Origin of the sequence: Pseudomonas taiwanensis, from assembly GCF_013393345.1 — a bacterium.
Taxonomy (GTDB): domain Bacteria; phylum Pseudomonadota; class Gammaproteobacteria; order Pseudomonadales; family Pseudomonadaceae; genus Metapseudomonas; species Metapseudomonas resinovorans_C.
Map to the genome: position 1 here is coordinate 371,373 of NZ_QJRF01000077.1, position 19,853 is coordinate 391,225.

Genomic DNA, 19,853 nt, shown 5'->3' on the forward strand with positions numbered 1-19,853 from the left:
TCCTGTCCTCATCATCAGAGTCTCACCAGCGCTGGCGGGAAGTAGCCACCGCCGGCCACCGCGCCCTTGGCGCCGTAGTAGCGGAACACCAGGCGGTAGTTCTGCCCTGCAAGGGTCGGCAGCCAGTTTGCGTCGGCTGCGCCTTCGGGCGGCTGCGGACCGAAGTAGAGCGTCAGCGAGCCGTCCTGGTTGTGACGCAGGGCCGACTGGTTGTTGAGCAGGAAGCGCGCTTGGACGTTGGGCAGCACCTTGAAGGTCTTCGCATCGGTGGCCGTGATCGACCAGAAATAGCGGGCGAAGCCAGAGGGCAACTGCTCGCGGGGGAAGGTCAGGGAATAGCTGCGGCTGCCCTCGAGGACTTCGCCGTTACTGTCCAGGCCCCCACGGAAATAGTTGACCTCCTGCTGGTTGTTGGCCCAGATACCGCCCATGTTCACCAAGGTGCGGGTCAGGTAGTCGCTGCCGTAGTTGCCCGATACCGCCGGCCGTACCCAGCCGTTGAGAACCGTACCGGGGCCGAGGGTGGGTGCCGCCTTGGCCAGGGCGGCGAAAGCCTGTTTCCTGATGACCGCGTCGAGGCGTGTCCGCTGCGCCGGATCACTGGTCAGTGCGGCCAGCGCATGCACGCGAGCCTGCAGCGCCTCCATACCGGGATTCAGGTCGGGCTCCTGCAGCGCCACCTCAGCGCTGTCGAACGCCTCGACGCCGGGCAGCTGCGGCGGCGCGAACAGCGGTACCTGGGGCACCTCGGGAAGCTGCGGCGAACCGCTGGCGCGCATACTGAATTGCTGCTGCAGGCGCTCTGCCTGCTGCGGGTCGGCGCCGAGTTCCACACGCGACAGCACCCGTGCGGTGCGGACCGGCAGGTCCACGCGCTGGACACCCGCCGGCAGCGCGACGCTCGCGCCCTTCAGGCAGACCGCGAAGTCGCCACTCGGATGCTGCGCGAAGGTGCGCTCATTGATGTTGGCCAGGGTCTCGCCCCAGCCATTGAGGAACTGCACCGTGTAATAGCGATCGGAAATCTTCGGCACGCTGACCAGGGTGCAACTGCCTTCATCCACCGCTACCCAGGCCTCGGAATAGGCCACGTCCAGATTGGGATTGGGCCAATCCACCGCACCCGGCTTGCGATGTACCAGCTGGTTCCAGCGCATGCCTTGCTGGAAGTCCAGTTGCTGCTGGCGCAGCACCAGCAGACGTCCGAGCAGGTAGATGTAGGCGTCGCCCACCTGCTGATCGGAAATTGCCGGTTGCTGCGGGGTAGCGGCATGGGAAGCCGATGGCGCGACCGCAGCCATCAGGCAGGAAGTAGCGAAGGCGCCGCAGGCCAGCGCCAGACGTAATGAACGCATTGTTGTTTTTCTCCGTCATGAGCGATCAAGGGCAAGTTATGCCCTGTCCCGGCGCGACTGGCCCCTCCCCTTTGGGGTGGGGCGCAAGCCCGGCTTCACGCGGAGAGCCCCGACAAACCCTGTCAGGGGCCTTGCCACTTCTGACTGTCAGGCGCTCTTCAACGACGCCATGTCGATCACGAAGCGGTACTTCACATCATTGCGTTCCATGCGCTCGAAGGCGGTGTTGATGTCCTGGATGTCGATCATTTCGCACTGCGGCAGCACCTGGTGCTCGGCGCAGAAATCCAGCAACTCCTGGGTCTGGGCCAGGCCACCGATCAGCGAACCAGAAATGGAGCGGTTGTTGATGGCCAGCAGCGCGCCGTGGATCGGTTCCAGTGGCTCCAGGGCGCCCACCAGCACCAGCTTGCCGTGGCGACCCAAGAGCATCAGGTAAGGGTTGACGTTGTGCGTGCGCGGGATGGTGTCGAGGATGAGGTCGAAGCGGCTCGCCGCGCCCTTCATCGCCTGCGCATCGCTGGAAAGCAGCACATGGTGCGCACCCAGTGCGCGGGCATCGTCCGCCTTGCCCGGCGACGTGGTGATGACGGTGACCTCGGCGCCCAGCGCGACGCCCAGCTTGACGGCCATGTGGCCCAACCCGCCCAGGCCGACCACCGCCAGACGGGTGCCGGCCGCAGCGCCAAACTCGCGCAGGGGTGTCCAGACGGTGATACCGGCGCACAGCAGCGGCCCGGCGAAGCGCGGGTCCAGTGCCTCGGGCATGCGCAGCACGAATTGCTCACGCACCACAATGTTCTGGGAATAGCCGCCAAGGGTGACCTCGCCGCTGATGCGATCCAGCCCGTTGTAAGTGGTCGTCATGCCGTGGGTGCAATGGGGCTCCTCGTCGGACTCGCAGGCCGCGCAGTGCTGGCAACTGTCCACCAGGCAGCCGACCGCCACCCGGTCGCCGATCTTGTAGCGGGTCACCGCCGGGCCGACTGCCGTGACCTGGCCAACGATCTCGTGGCCAGGCACGCAGGGGAAGCGGGTGGTGTTCCAGTCGTTGTGCACGTAGTGCATGTCCGAGTGGCAGACGCCGCAGTAGGCGATATCGATGGCGACGTCGTCGTCGCGCAAGGCACGGCGCTCGATATTCAGAGGCTTCAGTTGCGCATGGGCCTCTTGGGCCCCGTAGCCGATACAGCAAGTCATGGGTGATTCCTCGAATGTCGGGAGGCGCCCTGCCGAAGCAGGGCGCGTGGTGTCAGATTGAAGGACGCAGCCAGGGCGCCGGGCTGGTTTCCGGCGAGGCGATCTGATTGGAAATCCACTTGCCCATGCGCCGCATCGGCTCAATGGAGTCCTGCGGGGCAGCGAACTTCATCGCCGCCGCGTAGCCCAGGGAGACAATGCGCTGCGCACCGTAGAGAGGCAGCACATCCTTCAACTGGTCCTTGATGCTCTCGGGGTAGATGCCGACCGTCTGGGTATAGGCGTCCACCGCATCGAGCATCTCGCTGAGTTCGTCCACCGGCACCAGGTTTGCGGTGCGGTCGTCGAGGATCGTGGAGAAGGACACCGGCTCAGGAATCTGCGAGCAGATGATGGCGCCCTCGCCCGCCTCCCCACCGATCACCCTGTACCACTCGTCATCCAGGCGCAGCGCGTCGACGTGGGCCTTGAGGTTCTTGTCATAGGACTTGGGCGTGGTGCTGATCGTATTGGGCAGCCCCAGCATGGCCTCGTAGACGTACTGGCCGAAGGTGTTCAGGCGCTCCAGGCCTGCCTCGTCGGTACCGGACTGCACGTAGACGGTACGGGCGCAGACGCAGCCCTTCTGGTTGATGGCACCGATGTCGGAGGCCAGGCGCACCGCGGCCTCACGCATGCTGGCCTCACTGTCGAAGGTGTCCTCGCCGATGATGCTGGCGCTGCGTTTCGGGTCCAGCGAGATCAGTTCAAGGCCCGGCTGGACGTACTGGGTGACGTGCTTCATCGAGGCGAAGCCGCCCCAGGCGACAATCTTCTCCAGGTTCTGCGGTTGGTACAGGCGCTGCTCGAAAGCCTGGTCGCCACCTTTCCAGTAGGCCACCGAAAGGTGCTTGGTCAGCGGATGGTCCGGCGCCATGTCGACCATGGTGCGGGCAATGGCCAAGGCGGTGAACGGGTCGTTGGACGGCGCCTTGATGATGGCGTCACTGCGCAGGACCATGTTGCGGATGATGGTCCACAGGGACAGCGACACGGCGTTGCCGGCGACGATGTGCAGGGTGCGCGCACCGAAGCAACGGACTTCCAGCTCGGTGCCATCCAGTAGGGTCTGCGGAACCCAGCCTTCCAGGTAATTCACGCCCACCGTGCTTTCCACCATCTCGGTGATGAGTTCCCGCGAGAGCATGTTCTGCAAGCCCATGTACGAGCCCTTGACGATGGTCGGGGTGGTAGGCGCGGTCAGGTACGACAGCTCGCAAGCTTCCTGCAGGTACTGGTTCTTGCTGAAGGCCAGGCGTCCGCCGAGCTCGACGACGTAGTCGAGGATGTCGTCGAAGCTCAGCTCATACAGGTCGGCCAGTTTCGCCGGGTTCCCAAGGGGCAGGCGGTCGATGTACTTGCGCGCGTCCGGGGTGAGGAAGGCCAGGTCGCCGCCACGGCCGCCGACTTCGATCAGGTTGTCGGTGATGACTTCGCCGCGGATGATCATCGGTGCAATGGGATGGGTCATGGTTCAGCCCTCCAGGGTATTCAGGAAGTCCATCGCTTCCCGGTGGGATTGCTCGGACGCGGCGCAGGTGATCTTGTCGTCGCCGCCATTCTTCTCGCTGTAGCGCTGGATGGCGCCCACCACATAGCGGCTCGGACGGCCGCAGGTGCAGGGTTTGTCCCACTCCACGGTGATTTCGTCGCCGGTGATGAAACCGCCCCAGTGGATGTCCGCACCCAGGTCGAAGAAGGCTGCGCGGCCTGTCTGGCAGCCTGAGCGCGGCAATGGTTTGCTGGTGTCCGGATCGAGCAGGAATGGAATCGCGGTGTGCGCGAAGTGATAGTTGCCCTGCTCGCAACGCATGTGCGAACCACTGACCACTTCCGACATCGCGTAGGACTCGTGAAGCTCCTGCACACCGATGAACCGCTTGACGTCCTCGCGCCAGCCTTCGGGCTGTACCACACCCTTGGCACCACCGGTGGTGGCGATGTAGGAGTCCGGGTGGAACACGCCTTCCAGTCCGCGCTCGAGGCCGGCCTTGGCCATGTCGTGCAGCAGGTTCCAGGTGCCGCCGATGTAGACACGTTTGCCCTTGAGGCGAGTGGCGATGTCATCAAAGAAGGCGGCCAGATGCTGCGGCATGTCGGCTTGCTGCTGGTCGAACAGCTTCTTCTTGGCCAACAGCTCCGGCGCCACTACGAGACGATCCAGAGTGCCCTTGGCATGGGCCGAACGCAGTTTGGCGCCGAGGTGCAACACGTCGCTGGAAAGGGTGGAGGGATAGGCCGGGTGGAAATGGGAATCGTCCGGCAACAGCCCCTTGACCAGCGCACCGACGCCGCGCAGGTGGCTCAGATAGCCCTTGCGGTAATACGGGTAAGCGGTGTGCATATGCGGGTCCTGGGTGTCAGGGCCAGTCATGTTCCAGGCGTACAACTTGCGCACCTGCGTAGCCTTCTCGAACTCGCGCACGCTGCAGGGCAGGAAGGACAGGGTTCCGGAGGTCCCCGAGGTATGGCTGAGGCAGAGCTCGGGGACATCGCGGTCCATGGTCTCGAACCAGTCATCCAGGCCCTTGCAGGCACTGACGTCAACGGCTGCGATCTTTTCAGCGAGCTCCGGGGTCACCAGTTTGCCGAGCCACTTGTTGATCGCGGCGAAGTTGTTCTTCTCCAGCAGCGACGGCGGGTAGGACTTGAACATGGTGTGCTCGAACAGCAGCGGCAGCGCATCATCCAGTTGCTCGATACGCTCGACGCCTTCGGCGTCCGCCAGTTTCTTCAGCACCGGGATGCGCTCGCGCATTTCGGCGAAGCGGCGCTTCAGGCCCGCCAACTGGAGGACGTCTATCCGCTCGCGCGGCATCTGGACCCAGTTCTGCAAGGAATGGTCGGCCAGGGCCGCTGGATTGGTCAGCAGCAGTTCGACCTGTTCTTCTGTTGTTCTTGTCACGGGACGGTCTCCTCGGATTTACCTTCGCGTCCTGGCCGGCAGCCGGTCAGGAAGGCGCTGATCACTGGGCCGTCGGGGCAGGACGGCCTGAATGGCAGGGCCAGTTTAGGGGGCGAAAGGGCGAAATCATTTCCGGATTCCGCAGCCACAAGGGATACGGCAAGAATCTGTTTTTAAAGGACTTTTACTCGAATACCGGGCGACGGAAGGCGACTATTCCGCATCCGCTGTGGTCAACAGCGCGTGGAGCATCCGCGCCAGCAGGCGAACCGTGTCGGGCTCCACCAGGTATTCCGGCCTTTCGATCAGCAGGGCACGGGGCAAGGCCGTCACGGCCTGGTAGGCGAGGAAGCCGGCCTTCTCGCGATCACGAACCAGAACCTCGTCGGAGAAGCGCTCCACCAGGGCGGGAATCACCGTGGAAATCCAGAACCGCTCGGGCTTGACGATTTCCAGCCGGACCAGCTCGCCGTAGTAGGCGGCCTTGAGACTGAGTTCAGAGTCGATCCGCATCCAGCGATGCAGCGCCATGAGGCCGGTGCGCAGAAGCCCTTCGATGCCGTCGTAGAGCGTCGCCGACGCTGGCAGCGCCTGGATGCTGGCGATGGCTTCGAGGCGGGTGGCAGCCCGGAAGTCCTCGAAGATGGCGCCGACCAAAGATTCGATGGTAGGGAAGTATTCGTAGATGGAACTGATCGCCACTCCCGAATAGTCGGAAAGGCGATAGATGGACAGCGCCTCCCGCCCTTCCCGTTCGAGGATGTCGCGCCCTGCTGCTTTCAGGGCGTCGACCAGTGCGACCGAGCGCGCCTGCTTCGGAAGCTTGCGCGGCCGGGCCGGCACCTCCACGCGCAGGGCGTTGTCGTTGGCGGACCCGCCACGGGAGGAACTGCTGGCTCGGCGTGTCATGCGATCAGGGGGTCACGATATTGAAGGTCGGCTGGAAGGTGCTGAGCATGCCCAGCAGTGCCTTGAATCGCACGGCATCCCCTTCGAGCTTGATGTCGCCCTGTTTCAGTGCGGTGGGGAAGTCGAGCTGGCGCAGGCTGATGCGATCGAGCACGGCCTTGCTCATCTTCACCGAGGCATCCGGCTTGGCATGGCTGGTGTTCTCGCGGTAGGTCAGCACGCCGTTGCTCAGGGTCAGCGCGAAATGCTGGCCAAGGTCCTCGAAGTCCCAGTTGAGTGTCATGTCGTGGCCCACGGCTTTGTCCGCGTCCAGGCGCACCGCCAGGATGTCCAGGAACATGGCCGGCGTCGCGGCCGTCACGAGGTCGGCGATGGCCCTGCCACCCTGCTCGGGCGCACCCTGGCGCAGCTCCTTGGCACCGGTCAGGTAAATATTGCGCCAGATCGCCGATTCGCTGCGGTAACCCAGTTGTTCCAGCACGTCGGCCTGGACTGCGCGGGCCGCCTTGTTTTCCGGTTCGGCGAAGACCAGGTTGTTGCCCAGCTCTGCGGCCCAGCGATAGTCGCCCTGCTCCATCGCCGTGCCCATGAGTTGCAACACCTTGTCTGCCCCGCCCAGGGCCGCCACATAACGCTTGCCGGATTCGACCGGTGGCAACGGATCAAGGTTGGCAGGGTTGCCGTCATAGAAGCCGAGATAACGCTGGTAGACCGCGCGGGTATTGAAACTGAGGGTGCCGTAGTAGCCACGGGCGTACCACTTGCGGTCCAGTTCGCCCGGAAGCTTCTTGACCGCATCGGCGATCTCCAGCGGCGTCAGGCCCTGGTTGAGCAGGTGCAAGGTCTGGTTATTGATGAAGGCGTACATGTCACGCTGGTCGGCCAGGAGCGTACGGATACCTTCGCCGCCCCAGGTCGGCCAGTTGTGTTGGGCGAACATCACCTCGGCCTTGTCGCCGTAGCGCACCAGGCTGTCATCGATGAACCGCGACCAGGCTTTCGCGTCGCGCACTTCGGCGCCGCGTGGAGTGAGGACGTTGTGCATCGTCCGGGTAGCGTTCTCCGCCATGCACAGGGCATGCAGCTGTGGCAGGTAGAGGTTCATCTCCGCCGGCGCCTCGGTGCCGGGAGTCAGTTGGAACTCCACCTGGACACCCGCGATCTCGTGGCTTTCCAGCGGCTGAACGATCAGGTCGGTCGGCGGAATCAGGCTGATGGTGCCGCCTACGGGAGCGCCCTTGCCGATCCCGGTATCCAATTGGCCTCGCTCGCTTCTCGGCACCGTACCGCCGCTCTGGAACATGCCGCGACGGAACATGGCGGTACCGGCCAGGACGTTCTCGCTGATGGCGTGCTCCATGAAGCCTTCCGGGGCATAGATGCGCACCTTGCCGGCCTTGACGTCGGCCTCGTCGACCACGCCGCGTACGCCACCGAAATGGTCGACGTGGCTGTGGGAATAGATCACCGCCACCACCGGCTTGCGCGGACGATGCTGATAGTAGAGTTCCAGGCCAGCCTTGGCGGTCTCCGTGACGTAGAGCGGGTCGATGATGATCAGCCCGTCCTTGCCTTCGATGATGGTCATGTTCGCCAGGTCGATGCCGCGCACCTGGTACAGCCCCTCCGTCACCTGGAACAGGCCTGCGTTGGTATTGAGCTGCGCCATTCGCCACAGGCTCGGGTTCACCGTATCCGGCGAGTCCTTCTGCTGCAGGAAGTCATAGGCGTGGGTGTTCCAGATCGGCTTGCCCTCGGCATTGCGGATTTCCCCCTCGAAGGGCGCCACCAGGCCACGACTGGCTGCTTCATAGTCGGCGCGGTCGTCGAACGATAGCTTGCCCAACAGCTCCCGGTTGGCGGCGGCGGTGACCGGGCTGGCGTCCTTGGCCGAGTTGGACGGAGCGGTCGCGGCGTATGCCGAGCCGCTCAGCAGGGAAACGACGGTGGCAAGGGTAGCGAGGGCATGGCGCATTCTGGGTTTCCTTCTCATCCACGGGTTCGACCAGGTTTACCGATCTCGAGGCTAACCCGGTAGTGCCTGGCGTCTCCCCCTCTTCCGGGGTGGGTTCACGGGCCGCAAGCGATGGACGGCGACGGAAATCGGAATCAGGCATTTCGACCTCACGGCTTTGCGTTATTTCACCCATGAAATCAATAGCTTGGATTTCGAGGGAATCCGGAACATCGGCCCCCCCTGCGTCCCTATACTCGCCCAATGGCCTGCCGAGGCCCCACTACAACAACAATCCGGCCTTCCCGCAGGAGCGGTTCCATGAGCGATGCCATCCAGCCCTTCCCGGCTACCTCCGCAACACCGTCTCGACAACTCAAGCACGTCTACAGCAAGGTCATCTGGCGCCTGCTGCCCTTCCTGATGCTGGCCTTCATCATTAACGCCATCGACCGGCTCAACCTGTCCTTCGCCAAGCTGCGCATGGCCGAGGACATCGCCTTGAGCGATGCTGCCTACGGCATCGGTGCCGGCATTTTCTACCTGGGTTACATCCTTTTCGAGGTGCCCAGCAATCTGTATATGCAACGCGTCGGCGCACGCGCCACGATGACCCGGATCATGATCCTCTGGGGGTTGATTACCGTGGCCACGGCGTTCGTCACCACGCCCAACCAACTGATCGCCGCGCGCTTCCTGCTGGGCATCGCCGAGGCGGGTTTCTTCCCGGGGCTGATCCTCTATCTCACCTACTGGTTCCCTGCCGCTCTGCGCGGCCGCATTACCGCTTCCTTCTTCATGGCAGCCATGTTCGCCGGGGTGATCTGCGGCCCCTTGTCGGGGACCATCATGGCGCACCTGCACGGCTGGCTCGGACTGCGAGACTGGCAGGTATTGTTCGTGCTCACCGGCCTGCCGGCAGTGCTGCTGGGCGTGGTCGGCCGCTTCTGGCTGACCGACCGTCCCGAGCAGGCCACCTGGCTGAACGAGGAGGAAAAGCACCAGATCCTGCAGGCACTGGCCTGCGAAACGACCTCTACCGTGAAGCATCAGGGTTTCGCAGGTGTACTGCGCGACCCGCTGCTCTACGTAGCGGGCATGGTGTACTTCTGCATCTATAGTGGCTCCAACACCGTGTCCTACTGGCTTCCGACCCTGGTGCGCGGTTTCGGCCTGGAAGACCTGAAACTCATCGGGATCGTCACAGCCCTGCCCTTCCTTGGCGGCCTCTGCGCCATGTATCTGCTGGGGCGTAGTTCGGACCGCCATATGGAGCGCCGCTGGCACCTGGGCCTGACCATGCTGGTGGCGGCCACCAGCTTCGGCCTGCTGGACCTGGCACAAGGAAATGCGGTGCTTTCGGTGGCACTTATAAGCCTGGGCGCCGCTGCAGCGCTGTCGGCCATGCCGCTGTTCTGGACCATCCCGCCGGCCCTGTTGAGCATATCCGGCGCGGCCGGCGGCATCGCCATCATCAGCAGCATCGGCAACCTGGCCGGCGTGCTCAGCCAAATGGCAGTAGGCGCGGTGAAAGACGCTACCGGCAGCCTCTACCTGGCCTTTGACCTGATAGCCCTCTTGCTGGTAATCGGCGCCCTGCTCCTGCTGATAGGCATCCCCGCCAACCGTCTGAAGGAGCGGCATAGCAAGCCGCACTGACCTGTAGGTTGGTCCGAGCGCAGCGAGGCCCAACGCAGCGGCGGTGAGCCAGAAACGTTGGGCTTCGCGTAGCTCAGACACAACCTACAAGAACGCCCCTTCGCCGCGCAGAACCCCGTAGGTTGGTCCGAGCGCAGCGAGGCCCAACGCAGCGGCTATTAGCCAGGAACGTTGGGCTACGCGTAGCTCAGACACAACCTACAAGAACGCCCCTTCGCCGTGCAGAACCCCGTAGGTTGGTCCGAGCACACCGAGGCCCAACGCAGCGGCGATTAGCCCCACACCATCGTGGGAGCGAATTCATTCGCGATCTGCCAACACCACATGACATTGGCACCCAATGGCAAAACCCTGGCGCGGGCTGGCAATCGGCGGCGCGCCCACCTCTGGCATGTTGGCCGCCAAGGGCCGCATGGCCTCACAACAAAATCAGAGGTGTGGAAATGGGTGATATGCAGATTGATGGCGTGAGCCGTCGCAAGTTCCTTCGCAATGCAAGCGTCGTTGGGGCCGCCGGAGCAGTGGCGGTGGCCGGTAGCGCAGCGCTGACCGCGTCGGCCGAAGACAAGCAGAAAGGAACCGACAAGTTCGCCGACTGCGACTACGACGTGGTGGTCATCGGCGGCGGCTTCGCCGGTGTAACAGCGGCCCGTGACAGCATGAAGAACGGCTACCGGACACTCGTACTGGAAGCCCGCAACCGCCTGGGCGGCCGTACCTTCAGCAGCGAATTCGCCGGGCACAAGATCGAGCTGGGGGGTACCTGGATCCACTGGACCCAGCCTTTCGTCTGGGCCGAAGTGCAGCGCTACGGCCTGCAGCTGAAGGAAACGCCCGAGCCCTTCGTCGAAGAAAAGCAGACCGTTCGCATCGTTCACGAAGGAAAATCCATCGAACCGACGCTAGAGGACCTGATCGCGATCTCGAAAGCGGTCAAGGAGTACTTCGCCGATGCGCCCAAGCTCTGGGAACGTCCCTACGACGCCAAGCACACCTGGAGGGAACTGCTCGCGGTAGACAGCATGAGCGGCGCCGATCGGTTCGCCCAACTGAAGCTGACCCCGCTGCAGCGCACCTTCATCGACGGCTACGTGTCCGGTATCGCGCACACCACCAGTGATCGCGCATCCTATGCCGATGTGGCCCGCTGGTGGTCACTGCCGGGCTGGAGCATGACGTCGCTCGTCGACTCCTGCGGCCGCTACAGCTTCAAGGACGGCACCATCAGCCTGATCAACGCGATGCTGGACGAAGGCAAGCCGGATGTGCGGCTTTCCACCCCGGTCACCAAGGTCGAGCAACAGGGTGAGCGAGTCCTGATCACCACTCAGCAGGGCGAAACCCTGCGCGCCGCCGCGGTGATCGTGGCCGTGCCGATGAACGTGCTGCCGCGCATCGCCTTCACCCCGGTGCTGGACCCGAAACTGGTCGAGGCAGCGAAGGAGAAACATACCGGCAGCGGGATCAAGGTCTTCATCCGCACCAGAGGCAAGCTGCCCGGCGAAGGCAAGCAGCTCGGGATAGCCGGCTCCGATCATCCGCTCAACTTCCTCTCGACCTACGCCAAGGCCGAGGATCACACCATCTTCGTCGGCTTTGGCGCAGACCCCGAGAAACTCGACATCCAGGATCGCGACGCCGTGCAGGCGGTGGTCAGCAGCTTCTACCCGGACCTGGAAGTGGAGGAGTGCTACGGCTACGAATGGACCCTGGACCCCTACTCCCAGGGCACCTATTGCAGCTACAAGCCGAAATGGCTGGGCAAGTACTACGACCATTTCCAGAAGGATCGCGGCAATGTGATCTTCGGCCAGGGCGACCACGGCGAAGGCTGGCGTGGATTCATCGATGGCGCCATCAGCGCCGGCAGCAAGGCCGCCCTGCGCGCCCGCACATTGCTCGGCTGACGCGAGGCGGTTTCGTAGGAGCGAGCTCTGCTCGCGAATGGTCCGAGCACGATCTTTCGCGAGCAAGCTCGCTCCTACAGGTTCATGCGGAGCCACATGCGGCCACGATGGTGGATGGAAAAAGCGCCATCCACCCTACGGCCAAATGAATTCGCGGTTTTACTTCGCGCCCTGCTGGCGGAACTCCCGGGGGCTCAGCCCGGTCCAGCGGCGGAAGGCGCGGGTGAAAGAGCTGGCTTCGTTGTAGCCCAGCTGTTGAGCGATTTCGGTCAGGCTATGCGGCGACTGACGCACCAGTTCAATGGCCAGGGCCTGGCGAATTTCCTCAACCAGTTCGGCGAACTCCAGATCCAGCTCCTGCAGGCGACGCTGCAGCGTGCGCTTGCTCATGTGCAGTTCAATGGCCACCTGCTCGAGGCCGACTCGCCCGCTGGCCAGGTTCGCCTCGATCACCAAACCGATGCGCGTGGTCAGGTCCGTGTCGGCGAGGCGGCGGCGCCGCTCCTCTTCCAGACCGGGCAACAGCGCCTGGAATAGCCTGAGGTCTGCCGTGATCAGCGGTTCATCGAGCATTTCACCGGGCCATACCAACAGGTTGGCAGGCTGGCTGAACTTCAACGGGCACTGGAATATCTCCTTGTGCAAGCTGATATCCGCCGGTTGCGGATGTTCGAACTCCACCCGTTGCGGCGCATACTTCCCGCCCGTGTATTCGCGCAGCCGCGCATAGAGCGTGCCGATGGCGAACTCCGCGTCCTGGCGACGATGCAGCACGCTGGGATCGGTCAGGCGGTAGCTGACTTCCAGGCATCCGCCCTGCAACCGCCATGCAAGCTCGTTGGCTTGCGCATGCACGACGATGAAGCGGCTCGCACATTCCAGCATGGTGCGCACGTCGGCGGCGCTGCGCACCAGATGGCCGACACCTCCCATCAGGCTGCTCTTGAGCGGTTCGCCAAACAGGCCGAGGCCCAGACGCAGGCCGAGGAAGGAGTCGCCCCGCTCGGCGGCGGCTTCGAGCAGAGCGTTGTACTGGCTCAAGGGTATTTTCGCGTCGGGACGTACAAGCACCTCTTCGCTCAAGCCGACCGCGGCGAGATGGGGACGGAACAGGTCGCCGTGATGCTGCAACAGGGCCTCGGCATAGACGGTGTGCTTCAGGCGGGACATGGCGGCTAGGGCTCCTGGGCCCGGATTATTCTTGTTGATCGAGCGCAGCCGGATGAGCAGGGATTCTGCAGCGGGTCGGGCTTGCCACCGAGACAGGCGAGAGACCCTAACAGACACCGAAAATGCCGACAACAGGCGTATCCGGCACTCTCCGGCCACCCCGCGCGAGGCTCGCGAATGGCGCCAGATGACAAGTACCTGGCGCTCCCTGGCGATTCCCCGCGCGCCCTCCTCTGCCAAGGTCGAGACTAAGCTGCCACCAGACTCTTCAGCCACCGGCAGCATCGGAGGAAGATCCATGAAAACCCACCTGTCGCGGCTGGCGCTGCTGGGGGCTCTGCTCGCGCCGCTGGCCCACGGCCAGGCGGCCCCGCCTAACATCGTCATCATGCTCTACGACAATCTTGGCTATGGCGAGTTGGGCAGCTACGGCGGCGGTGTGATCCGTGGCGCCGAGACCCCACGTATCGACCAGCTCGCCCAGGAGGGCGTGCGCCTGACCAACTTCAATGTCGAAGCGCAGTGCACGCCTTCGCGCTCGGCGTTGATGACCGGCCGCTTGCCAATTCGCTCCGGCACTTACCGGGTGCCCCGCGCCGGTGCCCCGGACGGCCTGACGCTATGGGAAGTGACCCTGGCCGAACTCCTTTCGGCACGCGGCTACGCCACCGGTATCTGGGGAAAGTGGCACCTGGGCAGCAGCGAGTCGCGCTTCCCTACCCAACAGGGCTTCGACGAGTGGTACGGCGTGCCTCGTACCTATGACGAAGTCATGTGGCCCGCCGCCGACCAGGCCACCGACCTGACCCCGGCGATGGGCAGCAAACAGGGTTGGGACGAGAGCCTGGTGCCGGCGCAGTACATCTACGACGCCAAGCGGGACCAGTCGCCTAGCAAGGTGAAGCAGCTGAGCCTGGCCAGCAAACGCACCCTGGATGCGGAACTGGCCGAGCGCGCCACTGCCTTCATCAAACGTAACGCCAGCGCCGGCAAGCCGTTCTTCGCCTATATCCCCTTCTCCCTGCCGCATATGCCGACGCAGCCCAACCCGGCGTTCGCTGGCAAGACCGGCAATGGTTCCTGGGCCGATTCCCTGGCCGAGATCGACCATCGCGCCGGCCAGGTGCTGGACGCCCTGAAGGCCGCTGGCGTGGAAGACAACACCCTGGTGATCCTGGCCAGCGACAACGGCGGCGAAGCCACCGAACCCTGGCGCGGCGCCAACGGCCCCTGGCGCGGCACCTATTTCACCGCCATGGAGGCCAGCCTGCGGGCACCCTTCATCCTGCGCTGGCCAGGCCACGTCCCGGCCGGCAAGGTGAGCAACGAAATCGTTCACATCGTCGATCTCTACACCACCCTCGCCCATGTGGGCGGCGCGGAGGTGCCCACGGATCGCGCGGTGGATGGCGTCGACCAGATGGCGTTCTTCAGTGGCAAGCAGGACAAGTCGAACCGCGAGGGTTTCCCGGCCTACGTGGCGGATCGCCTGTCCGCAGTGAAATGGCGTAACTGGAAGCTGCATTTCATCAAGCAGGACGAGATGTACGACCCGCCCCAGCCTCTCCCCTTCCCAGGACTCCATAACCTGCTGACCGACCTGCGGGAAGAGCGGGATGTGATGATCGAGAACACCTGGGTGCTGTCCCCGATGATGGGCATAGTCGGGCGTTTCAAGGCCAGCCTGGAGAAATACCCGGCCATCGAGAGCGGTACGCCTGATCCCTACCTGCCGCCACGCTGAGCCACTACGCCGTCTGCTTTCCCACAGGAAGGCGGACGGCCATGCGATTGGCATCGAATGACAAATCAATGGCGTATGCCAGCGATTCGAACCCTCCCCCCGGCTGTCACCTTAGGCCCACCTAAGCCAACCGGGGAATAACAAGATGAACCCTCCTAACCGCATGGCCGCAGGCGCCCTCGCGCTTCTGCTCAGCCATTCTGCTTTCGCTCTCGACTGCGATGCGGACGCCGGCCAAAAAGTCTTCCAGACCAAATGCAGCGCCTGCCATGCGCTCGACAGCGACCGCGTCGGCCCGCACCTGGCCGACGTCGTTGGCCGCCCGATGGCTTCGGTGAAAGGCTTTGCCTATTCGCCGGCGCTCGCCGCTGCGAACGACAGCTGGTCACTGGAGCGCCTGGAAATCTGGCTCACCTCCCCGGCCCGGATGTTCCCCGACACCACCATGGCGTTCGGCGGCCTGCGCAAGGCCGAGGAGCGTAATGCGGTGCTCTGCTTCCTGCAGAGCCAGGGCTGACCGCGGTACCGCGAGCACAGCTCCAGACACGGGCCGACGCGTGCCCGTCCGATACGTGACTCCCACCAAGAACAAGGACAAACCCAGTGCGTATCCGCTACTTCGATCGCTGTCTGCTGGCAGCGGCCATATCGGCATCCATCCACACACAGGCCTTCGCCGCCGCTTTCAATGTCGGCGACATCCAGGGCCAGTTCGACTCCGCGCTGTCCATTGGCGCCAGCTGGGGGACTTCCGATCCGGACTCCCACCTGATCGACGTCACCAACGGTGGCAACGGTTTCTCGTCTTCGGGCGACGACGGGCGCCTGAACTTCAAGAAGGGCGAAACCTTCTCGAAGATCTTCAAGGGCGTGCATGACCTGGAGCTGAGCTACGGCGACACCCGCGCCTTCGTGCGAGGCAAGTACTGGTACGACTTCGAGCTGAAGGACGAGAATCGTCCGTTCAAGCAGATCAGCGACGATGGCCGCGAAATGTCGGCGCGCTCCTCTGGCGCGCAAATCCTCGACGCCTTCGTGTCCCAACGCTACGAACTGGCCGACAACCCCGGTGATGTGCGCCTGGGCAAGCAAGTGGTGAGCTGGGGCGAAAGCCTGTTCATCGGCAACTCGATCAACTCCATCAACCCGCTCGACGTCGCCGCCCTGCGCCGTCCCGGCTCGGAACTCAAGGAAGGCCTGATCCCGGTCAACATGTTCTACATCGCCCAGGGCCTGAGCGAGAACCTGAGCCTCGAGGCGTTCTACCAGCTGGAATGGAAACCTTATGCGCTGGACAACTGCGGCACGTTCTTCGGCGCCGATCCAATTGCCAAGGGCTGCAACAACAACCTCAATGCCGGCCTGGCGGGTGTCGCCCCACTCGAACCGATCGCCGCAGCCGCAGGCCTGGGCTTCGGCATCACTGACCCGGAAGGGGTCGTCGTCCGCCGCGCAAAGAACAACGACCCGCGTGACAGCGGTCAGTACGGCCTGGCCTTGCGCTGGCTGGGTGATGGCGTGGAATACGGCGCCTACTACCTCAACTACCACTCGCGTTCGCCGCGTTTCAGCCTGCGCACCGCCAGCGGCGTAACCGACTTCATCAACAACGATCCGGGCTTCGCCGCGCTCGGCGACCCCGACCTGCAGTTCGCCCTCGGCCTGGCGACCGGGGCCGGCAACACCAGCTACTTCCTCGATTATCCAGAGGACATCCATCTGTTCGGCGCCAGCTTCGCCACCGAACTGCCCACCGGCACCGCCTGGAGCGGTGAAATCAGCTACCGGCCGAACGCACCGATCAGCATCAATACCGCCGACCTCTTCGGTGGTGCACTGAACCCGACCTTCCGTGCCCTGACCGGTTCCGATATCGAGCCGACCGTGGCCGCCGAAGAAGGTCAGGTCCTGCAGGGCTGGAAGCGCAAGGAAGTCACCCAGGCCCAGACCAGCTTCCTGCACCTGTTCGATCCGGTACTGGGCGCCACCTCGCTGAGCCTCGCGGTCGAGATGGGGCTCACCCACGTCGGCGGCCTGGAGTCGCTGGAGACGCAGCGCTATGGCCGGGACTCGGTGTTCGGCGACATCGTTCAGGGCGGCCGTCATGGCTACTACACCGCGAATTCCTGGGGCTATCGCGCCTTCGCCAACCTCAAATACAGCGACGTATTCGCCGGCGTGAACCTCGCGCCGAACCTGTTCTGGTCGCACGACGTCGACGGCTACGGCCCGGTGTTCAACGAAGGCGCCAAGTCCGTCGGACTGGGGGTCGATGCCGACTACCGCAACACCTACACAGCCAGCCTCACTTACACCAACAACTTTGGCGGCGACTTCAACACCGACGTCGACCGCGACTTCGTTTCGCTGAGCTTCGGTGTGAACTTCTGAACCTTCCTGGGAACACGATCATGAATAGAACCTTTCAGAAAGGCTGCATCCTGGTGCTGAGCCTGCTCGCGGGCCATGTGATGGCGGCCGTCTCTGCGAACGACGCTGCTCAGCTTGGCACTGTCCTCACCCCGCTCGGCGCGCAGAAAGAAGGCAACGCCGATGGCAGCATTCCCGCCTGGACCGGCGGGCTGCCGCAAGACGCCGGCACGGTCACCGCCAACGGTTTCCTGAGTAACCCGTTTGCCGATGAAAAGCCGTTGTTCGTCATCACCGCGGCCAACGCCGCGCAGTACCGCGACAAGCTGACCGATGGCCAGATGGCGCTGTTCCAGCGATACCCGCAGAGCTATCGCATCCCCGTCTACCCATCCCATCGCTCCGCCACGGTACCCGCGGCGATCCAGGAAGCCGCTCGCAAAAGCGCACTGCAGGTCGAGCCGATCAACGACGGCAACGGCCTGGCCCACTTCGAGAAGAGCGGCTACTACGCGTTCCCGATTCCCAGGAATGGCGTGGAGGTGCTGTGGAACCACATCACTCGCTATGTGGGTGGCAACTACTGGCGCAGCTACATCCAGGTCACCCCACAGGTGAATGGCGCCTACACACCCGTACGCTTCGAGGAGACGCAGGTATACCCGGAGCAGGTCGACGATTTCCCGGCCGACAAGAAGGGCAGCATGTTGTACATGGTCAAGCAGCGGGTGACCGCGCCAGCGCGTCTGGCCGGCACCGCCGTGCTTGCCCACGAAACGCTCAACCAGATCACCGATCCGCGCCTGGCCTGGATCTACAACGCCGGCCAGCGCCGTGTGCGGCGAGCGCCCCAGGTCGCCTACGACGGTCCGGGCACAGCCGCCGACGGCCTGCGTACTGCGGACAACCTGGACATGTTCAACGGCGCACCGGATCGCTACGAGTGGAAATTGGTTGGCAAGAAGGAGCTGTACATCCCGTACAACAGCTACGCGCTCGAATCGCCAACGCTCAAGTACGACGACATCGTCACGGCCGGCCACATCAATCCCGACCACACCCGCTACGAACTGCATCGGGTCTGGGAAGTGATTGCGACGCTCAAGCCGGGCTCCCGACACGTCTATTCCAAGCGCCACCTGTTCATTGATGAAGACACCTGGCAGATCGCCGAAGTCGACCACTACGACGGGCGCGGTCAACTGTGGCGCGTCGCCGAAGGTCATTCGCTGTACCACTACAAGCAGCAGGCGTCCTACCTGGCGGTGGAAACCCTCTACGACCTGGTGTCTGGCCGCTACCTGGCGCTCGGCATGCGCAACCAGGAGCCGAGTACCACCCGCTACGGAATGCAGGCGAAGTTCTTCGACTTCACCCCGGCAGCATTGCGCACCGACGGATTGCGCTGATCGCATCGGAAACGTTGGGCTTCGCGGAGCTCAGCCACAACCTACGAAGTCAGCGGGGCTTGCGCCTCATTTGGCTTCCGCATGGGTATCGCTCCGCTCCACCCATCCTACGAACCCATGGATGCAAGAACGTAGGATGGGTCGGGCGGCGTTCCGCGAGCTTGCGATACCCATCAATCCCCCTACACCGTAGGTTGGTCCGAGTACAGCGAGGCCCAACGCAACGGCGGTGAGCTGGCAACGTTGGGCTTCGCATAGCTCAGCCACAACCTACGGCGTCTCCAGATGGCATCCGCATGGGTATCGCTCCGCTCCACCCATCCTACGAACCTGCCATGGATGCATAAACGTAGGATGGGTGGAGCTTGCGATACCCATCAATTCTTCTACACCGTAGGTTGGTCCGAGCGCTGCGAGGCCCAACGCAGCGGCGGTGAACCCCGAACGTTGGGCTTCGCGTAGCTCAGCCACAACCTACTTGTAGGGGCGAATTCATTCGCCAAGCAGGACGCAGTCCTGCCCTAGGAAATAAAAAAGCCCGCTCGATGAGCGGGCTTTTCATTTAACGGCGAAGCATCAGAGCAGGCGTTCGATTTCCGGTACGGCTTCGAACAGGTCAGCCACCAGGCCGTAATCGGCCACCTGGAAGATCGGGGCTTCTTCGTCCTTGTTGATCGCGACGATGACCTTGGAGTCCTTCATGCCCGCCAGGTGCTGGATGGCACCGGAGATGCCTACGGCAATGTACAGCTGCGGGGCAACGATCTTGCCGGTCTGGCCGACCTGCATGTCGTTCGGCACGAAACCGGCGTCGACGGCGGCACGGGAAGCACCCACGGCAGCACCCAGCTTGTCGGCCAGGGCGTACAGGTGCTTGAAGTTCTCACCGTTCTGCATGCCACGGCCGCCGGAGACGACGATCTTGGCAGCGGTCAGTTCCGGACGGTCGGACTTGGCCAGCTCTTCACCAACGAAGGCCGACTTGCCGGCGTCGGACACGGTGCCGACGGCCTCAACGGCAGCGGAACCGCCTTCGACGGCCGCGGCGTCGAAACCGGTGGAGCGCACGGTGATCACCTTCACGGCAGCCGAGGACTGCACGGTGGCGATGGCGTTGCCGGCGTAGATCGGACGCTTGAAGGTGTCGGCGCTTTCAACGGCGATGATCTCGGAGATCTGGTCGACGTCCAGCAGGGCAGCCACGCGCGGCAGGTAGTTCTTGCCGTTGGTGG

At 63.7% G+C, this 19,853-nt stretch carries 14 protein-coding genes; 6 read left to right on the plus strand and 8 right to left on the minus strand.

Annotated features, from left to right (window positions below):
• Nucleotides 1-14: 14 nt before the first annotated feature.
• The 6 genes from DM872_RS30265 to DM872_RS30290 form a co-directional block, all read right to left on the minus strand.
• Complete coding sequence (locus tag DM872_RS30265; protein WP_179062831.1) at nucleotides 15-1,355, minus strand: DUF1214 domain-containing protein; 1,341 nt, start codon at nucleotides 1,353-1,355, stop codon at nucleotides 15-17.
• 147 nt (nucleotides 1,356-1,502) lie between these two features.
• Nucleotides 1,503-2,555: an NAD(P)-dependent alcohol dehydrogenase gene (locus DM872_RS30270; RefSeq protein ID WP_179062832.1), complete on the minus strand. Its 1,053-nt coding sequence runs from the start codon at nucleotides 2,553-2,555 to the stop codon at nucleotides 1,503-1,505.
• Nucleotides 2,556-2,607: 52 nt separating this feature from the next.
• Entirely contained in the window at nucleotides 2,608-4,065 is a 1,458-nt protein-coding gene (locus tag DM872_RS30275) for an acyl-CoA reductase (RefSeq protein ID WP_179062833.1), read from the minus strand.
• Between the two features lie 3 nt (nucleotides 4,066-4,068).
• Entirely contained in the window at nucleotides 4,069-5,499 is a 1,431-nt protein-coding gene (locus tag DM872_RS30280; RefSeq protein ID WP_179062834.1) for a hypothetical protein, read from the minus strand.
• 213 nt (nucleotides 5,500-5,712) lie between these two features.
• Complete coding sequence (locus DM872_RS30285; protein WP_179062835.1) at nucleotides 5,713-6,408, minus strand: TetR/AcrR family transcriptional regulator; 696 nt, start codon at nucleotides 6,406-6,408, stop codon at nucleotides 5,713-5,715.
• A 4-nt stretch (nucleotides 6,409-6,412) separates the two neighbouring features.
• Nucleotides 6,413-8,383, minus strand: a complete 1,971-nt coding sequence (locus DM872_RS30290) for an alkyl/aryl-sulfatase (protein ID WP_179062836.1) — start codon at nucleotides 8,381-8,383, stop codon at nucleotides 6,413-6,415.
• A 300-nt stretch (nucleotides 8,384-8,683) separates the two neighbouring features.
• On the opposite strand from DM872_RS30290, the gene DM872_RS30295 reads away from it, so the two are divergent.
• On the plus strand, nucleotides 8,684-10,021 hold the full coding sequence (locus DM872_RS30295; protein ID WP_179062837.1) for an MFS transporter: 1,338 nt from the start codon (nucleotides 8,684-8,686) through the stop codon (nucleotides 10,019-10,021).
• A 443-nt stretch (nucleotides 10,022-10,464) separates the two neighbouring features.
• Nucleotides 10,465-11,928, plus strand: a complete 1,464-nt coding sequence (locus DM872_RS30300) for a flavin monoamine oxidase family protein (protein ID WP_179062838.1) — start codon at nucleotides 10,465-10,467, stop codon at nucleotides 11,926-11,928.
• A gap of 159 nt (nucleotides 11,929-12,087) precedes the next feature.
• Here DM872_RS30300 and qhpR read toward each other — a convergent pair whose 3' ends face one another.
• Nucleotides 12,088-13,098: an AraC-like transcriptional regulator QhpR gene (gene qhpR / locus DM872_RS30305; protein WP_179062839.1), complete on the minus strand. Its 1,011-nt coding sequence runs from the start codon at nucleotides 13,096-13,098 to the stop codon at nucleotides 12,088-12,090.
• Nucleotides 13,099-13,396: 298 nt separating this feature from the next.
• Here qhpR and DM872_RS30310 point away from each other — a divergent pair, with 298 nt between their 5' ends.
• The 4 genes from DM872_RS30310 to DM872_RS30325 all read left to right on the plus strand — a co-directional run bounded on the left by DM872_RS30310 (nucleotide 13,397) and on the right by DM872_RS30325 (nucleotide 18,621).
• Entirely contained in the window at nucleotides 13,397-14,842 is a 1,446-nt protein-coding gene (locus tag DM872_RS30310; RefSeq protein WP_179062840.1) for an arylsulfatase, read from the plus strand.
• A gap of 145 nt (nucleotides 14,843-14,987) precedes the next feature.
• Nucleotides 14,988-15,359, plus strand: coding sequence for a c-type cytochrome (locus DM872_RS30315; protein ID WP_179062841.1), 372 nt, complete (start codon nucleotides 14,988-14,990; stop codon nucleotides 15,357-15,359).
• 86 nt (nucleotides 15,360-15,445) lie between these two features.
• Nucleotides 15,446-17,233, plus strand: coding sequence for a DUF1302 domain-containing protein (locus DM872_RS30320; protein WP_179062842.1), 1,788 nt, complete (start codon nucleotides 15,446-15,448; stop codon nucleotides 17,231-17,233).
• A 20-nt stretch (nucleotides 17,234-17,253) separates the two neighbouring features.
• Nucleotides 17,254-18,621 (plus strand): DUF1329 domain-containing protein, encoded by a 1,368-nt coding sequence (locus tag DM872_RS30325; RefSeq protein WP_179062843.1) that lies wholly within the window; start codon nucleotides 17,254-17,256, stop codon nucleotides 18,619-18,621.
• A gap of 576 nt (nucleotides 18,622-19,197) precedes the next feature.
• Here the strand turns inward: DM872_RS30325 and DM872_RS30330 are convergent.
• On the minus strand, nucleotides 19,198-19,853 hold a 656-nt coding region (locus tag DM872_RS30330; RefSeq protein ID WP_179062844.1), incomplete at its 5' end, for an electron transfer flavoprotein subunit alpha/FixB family protein.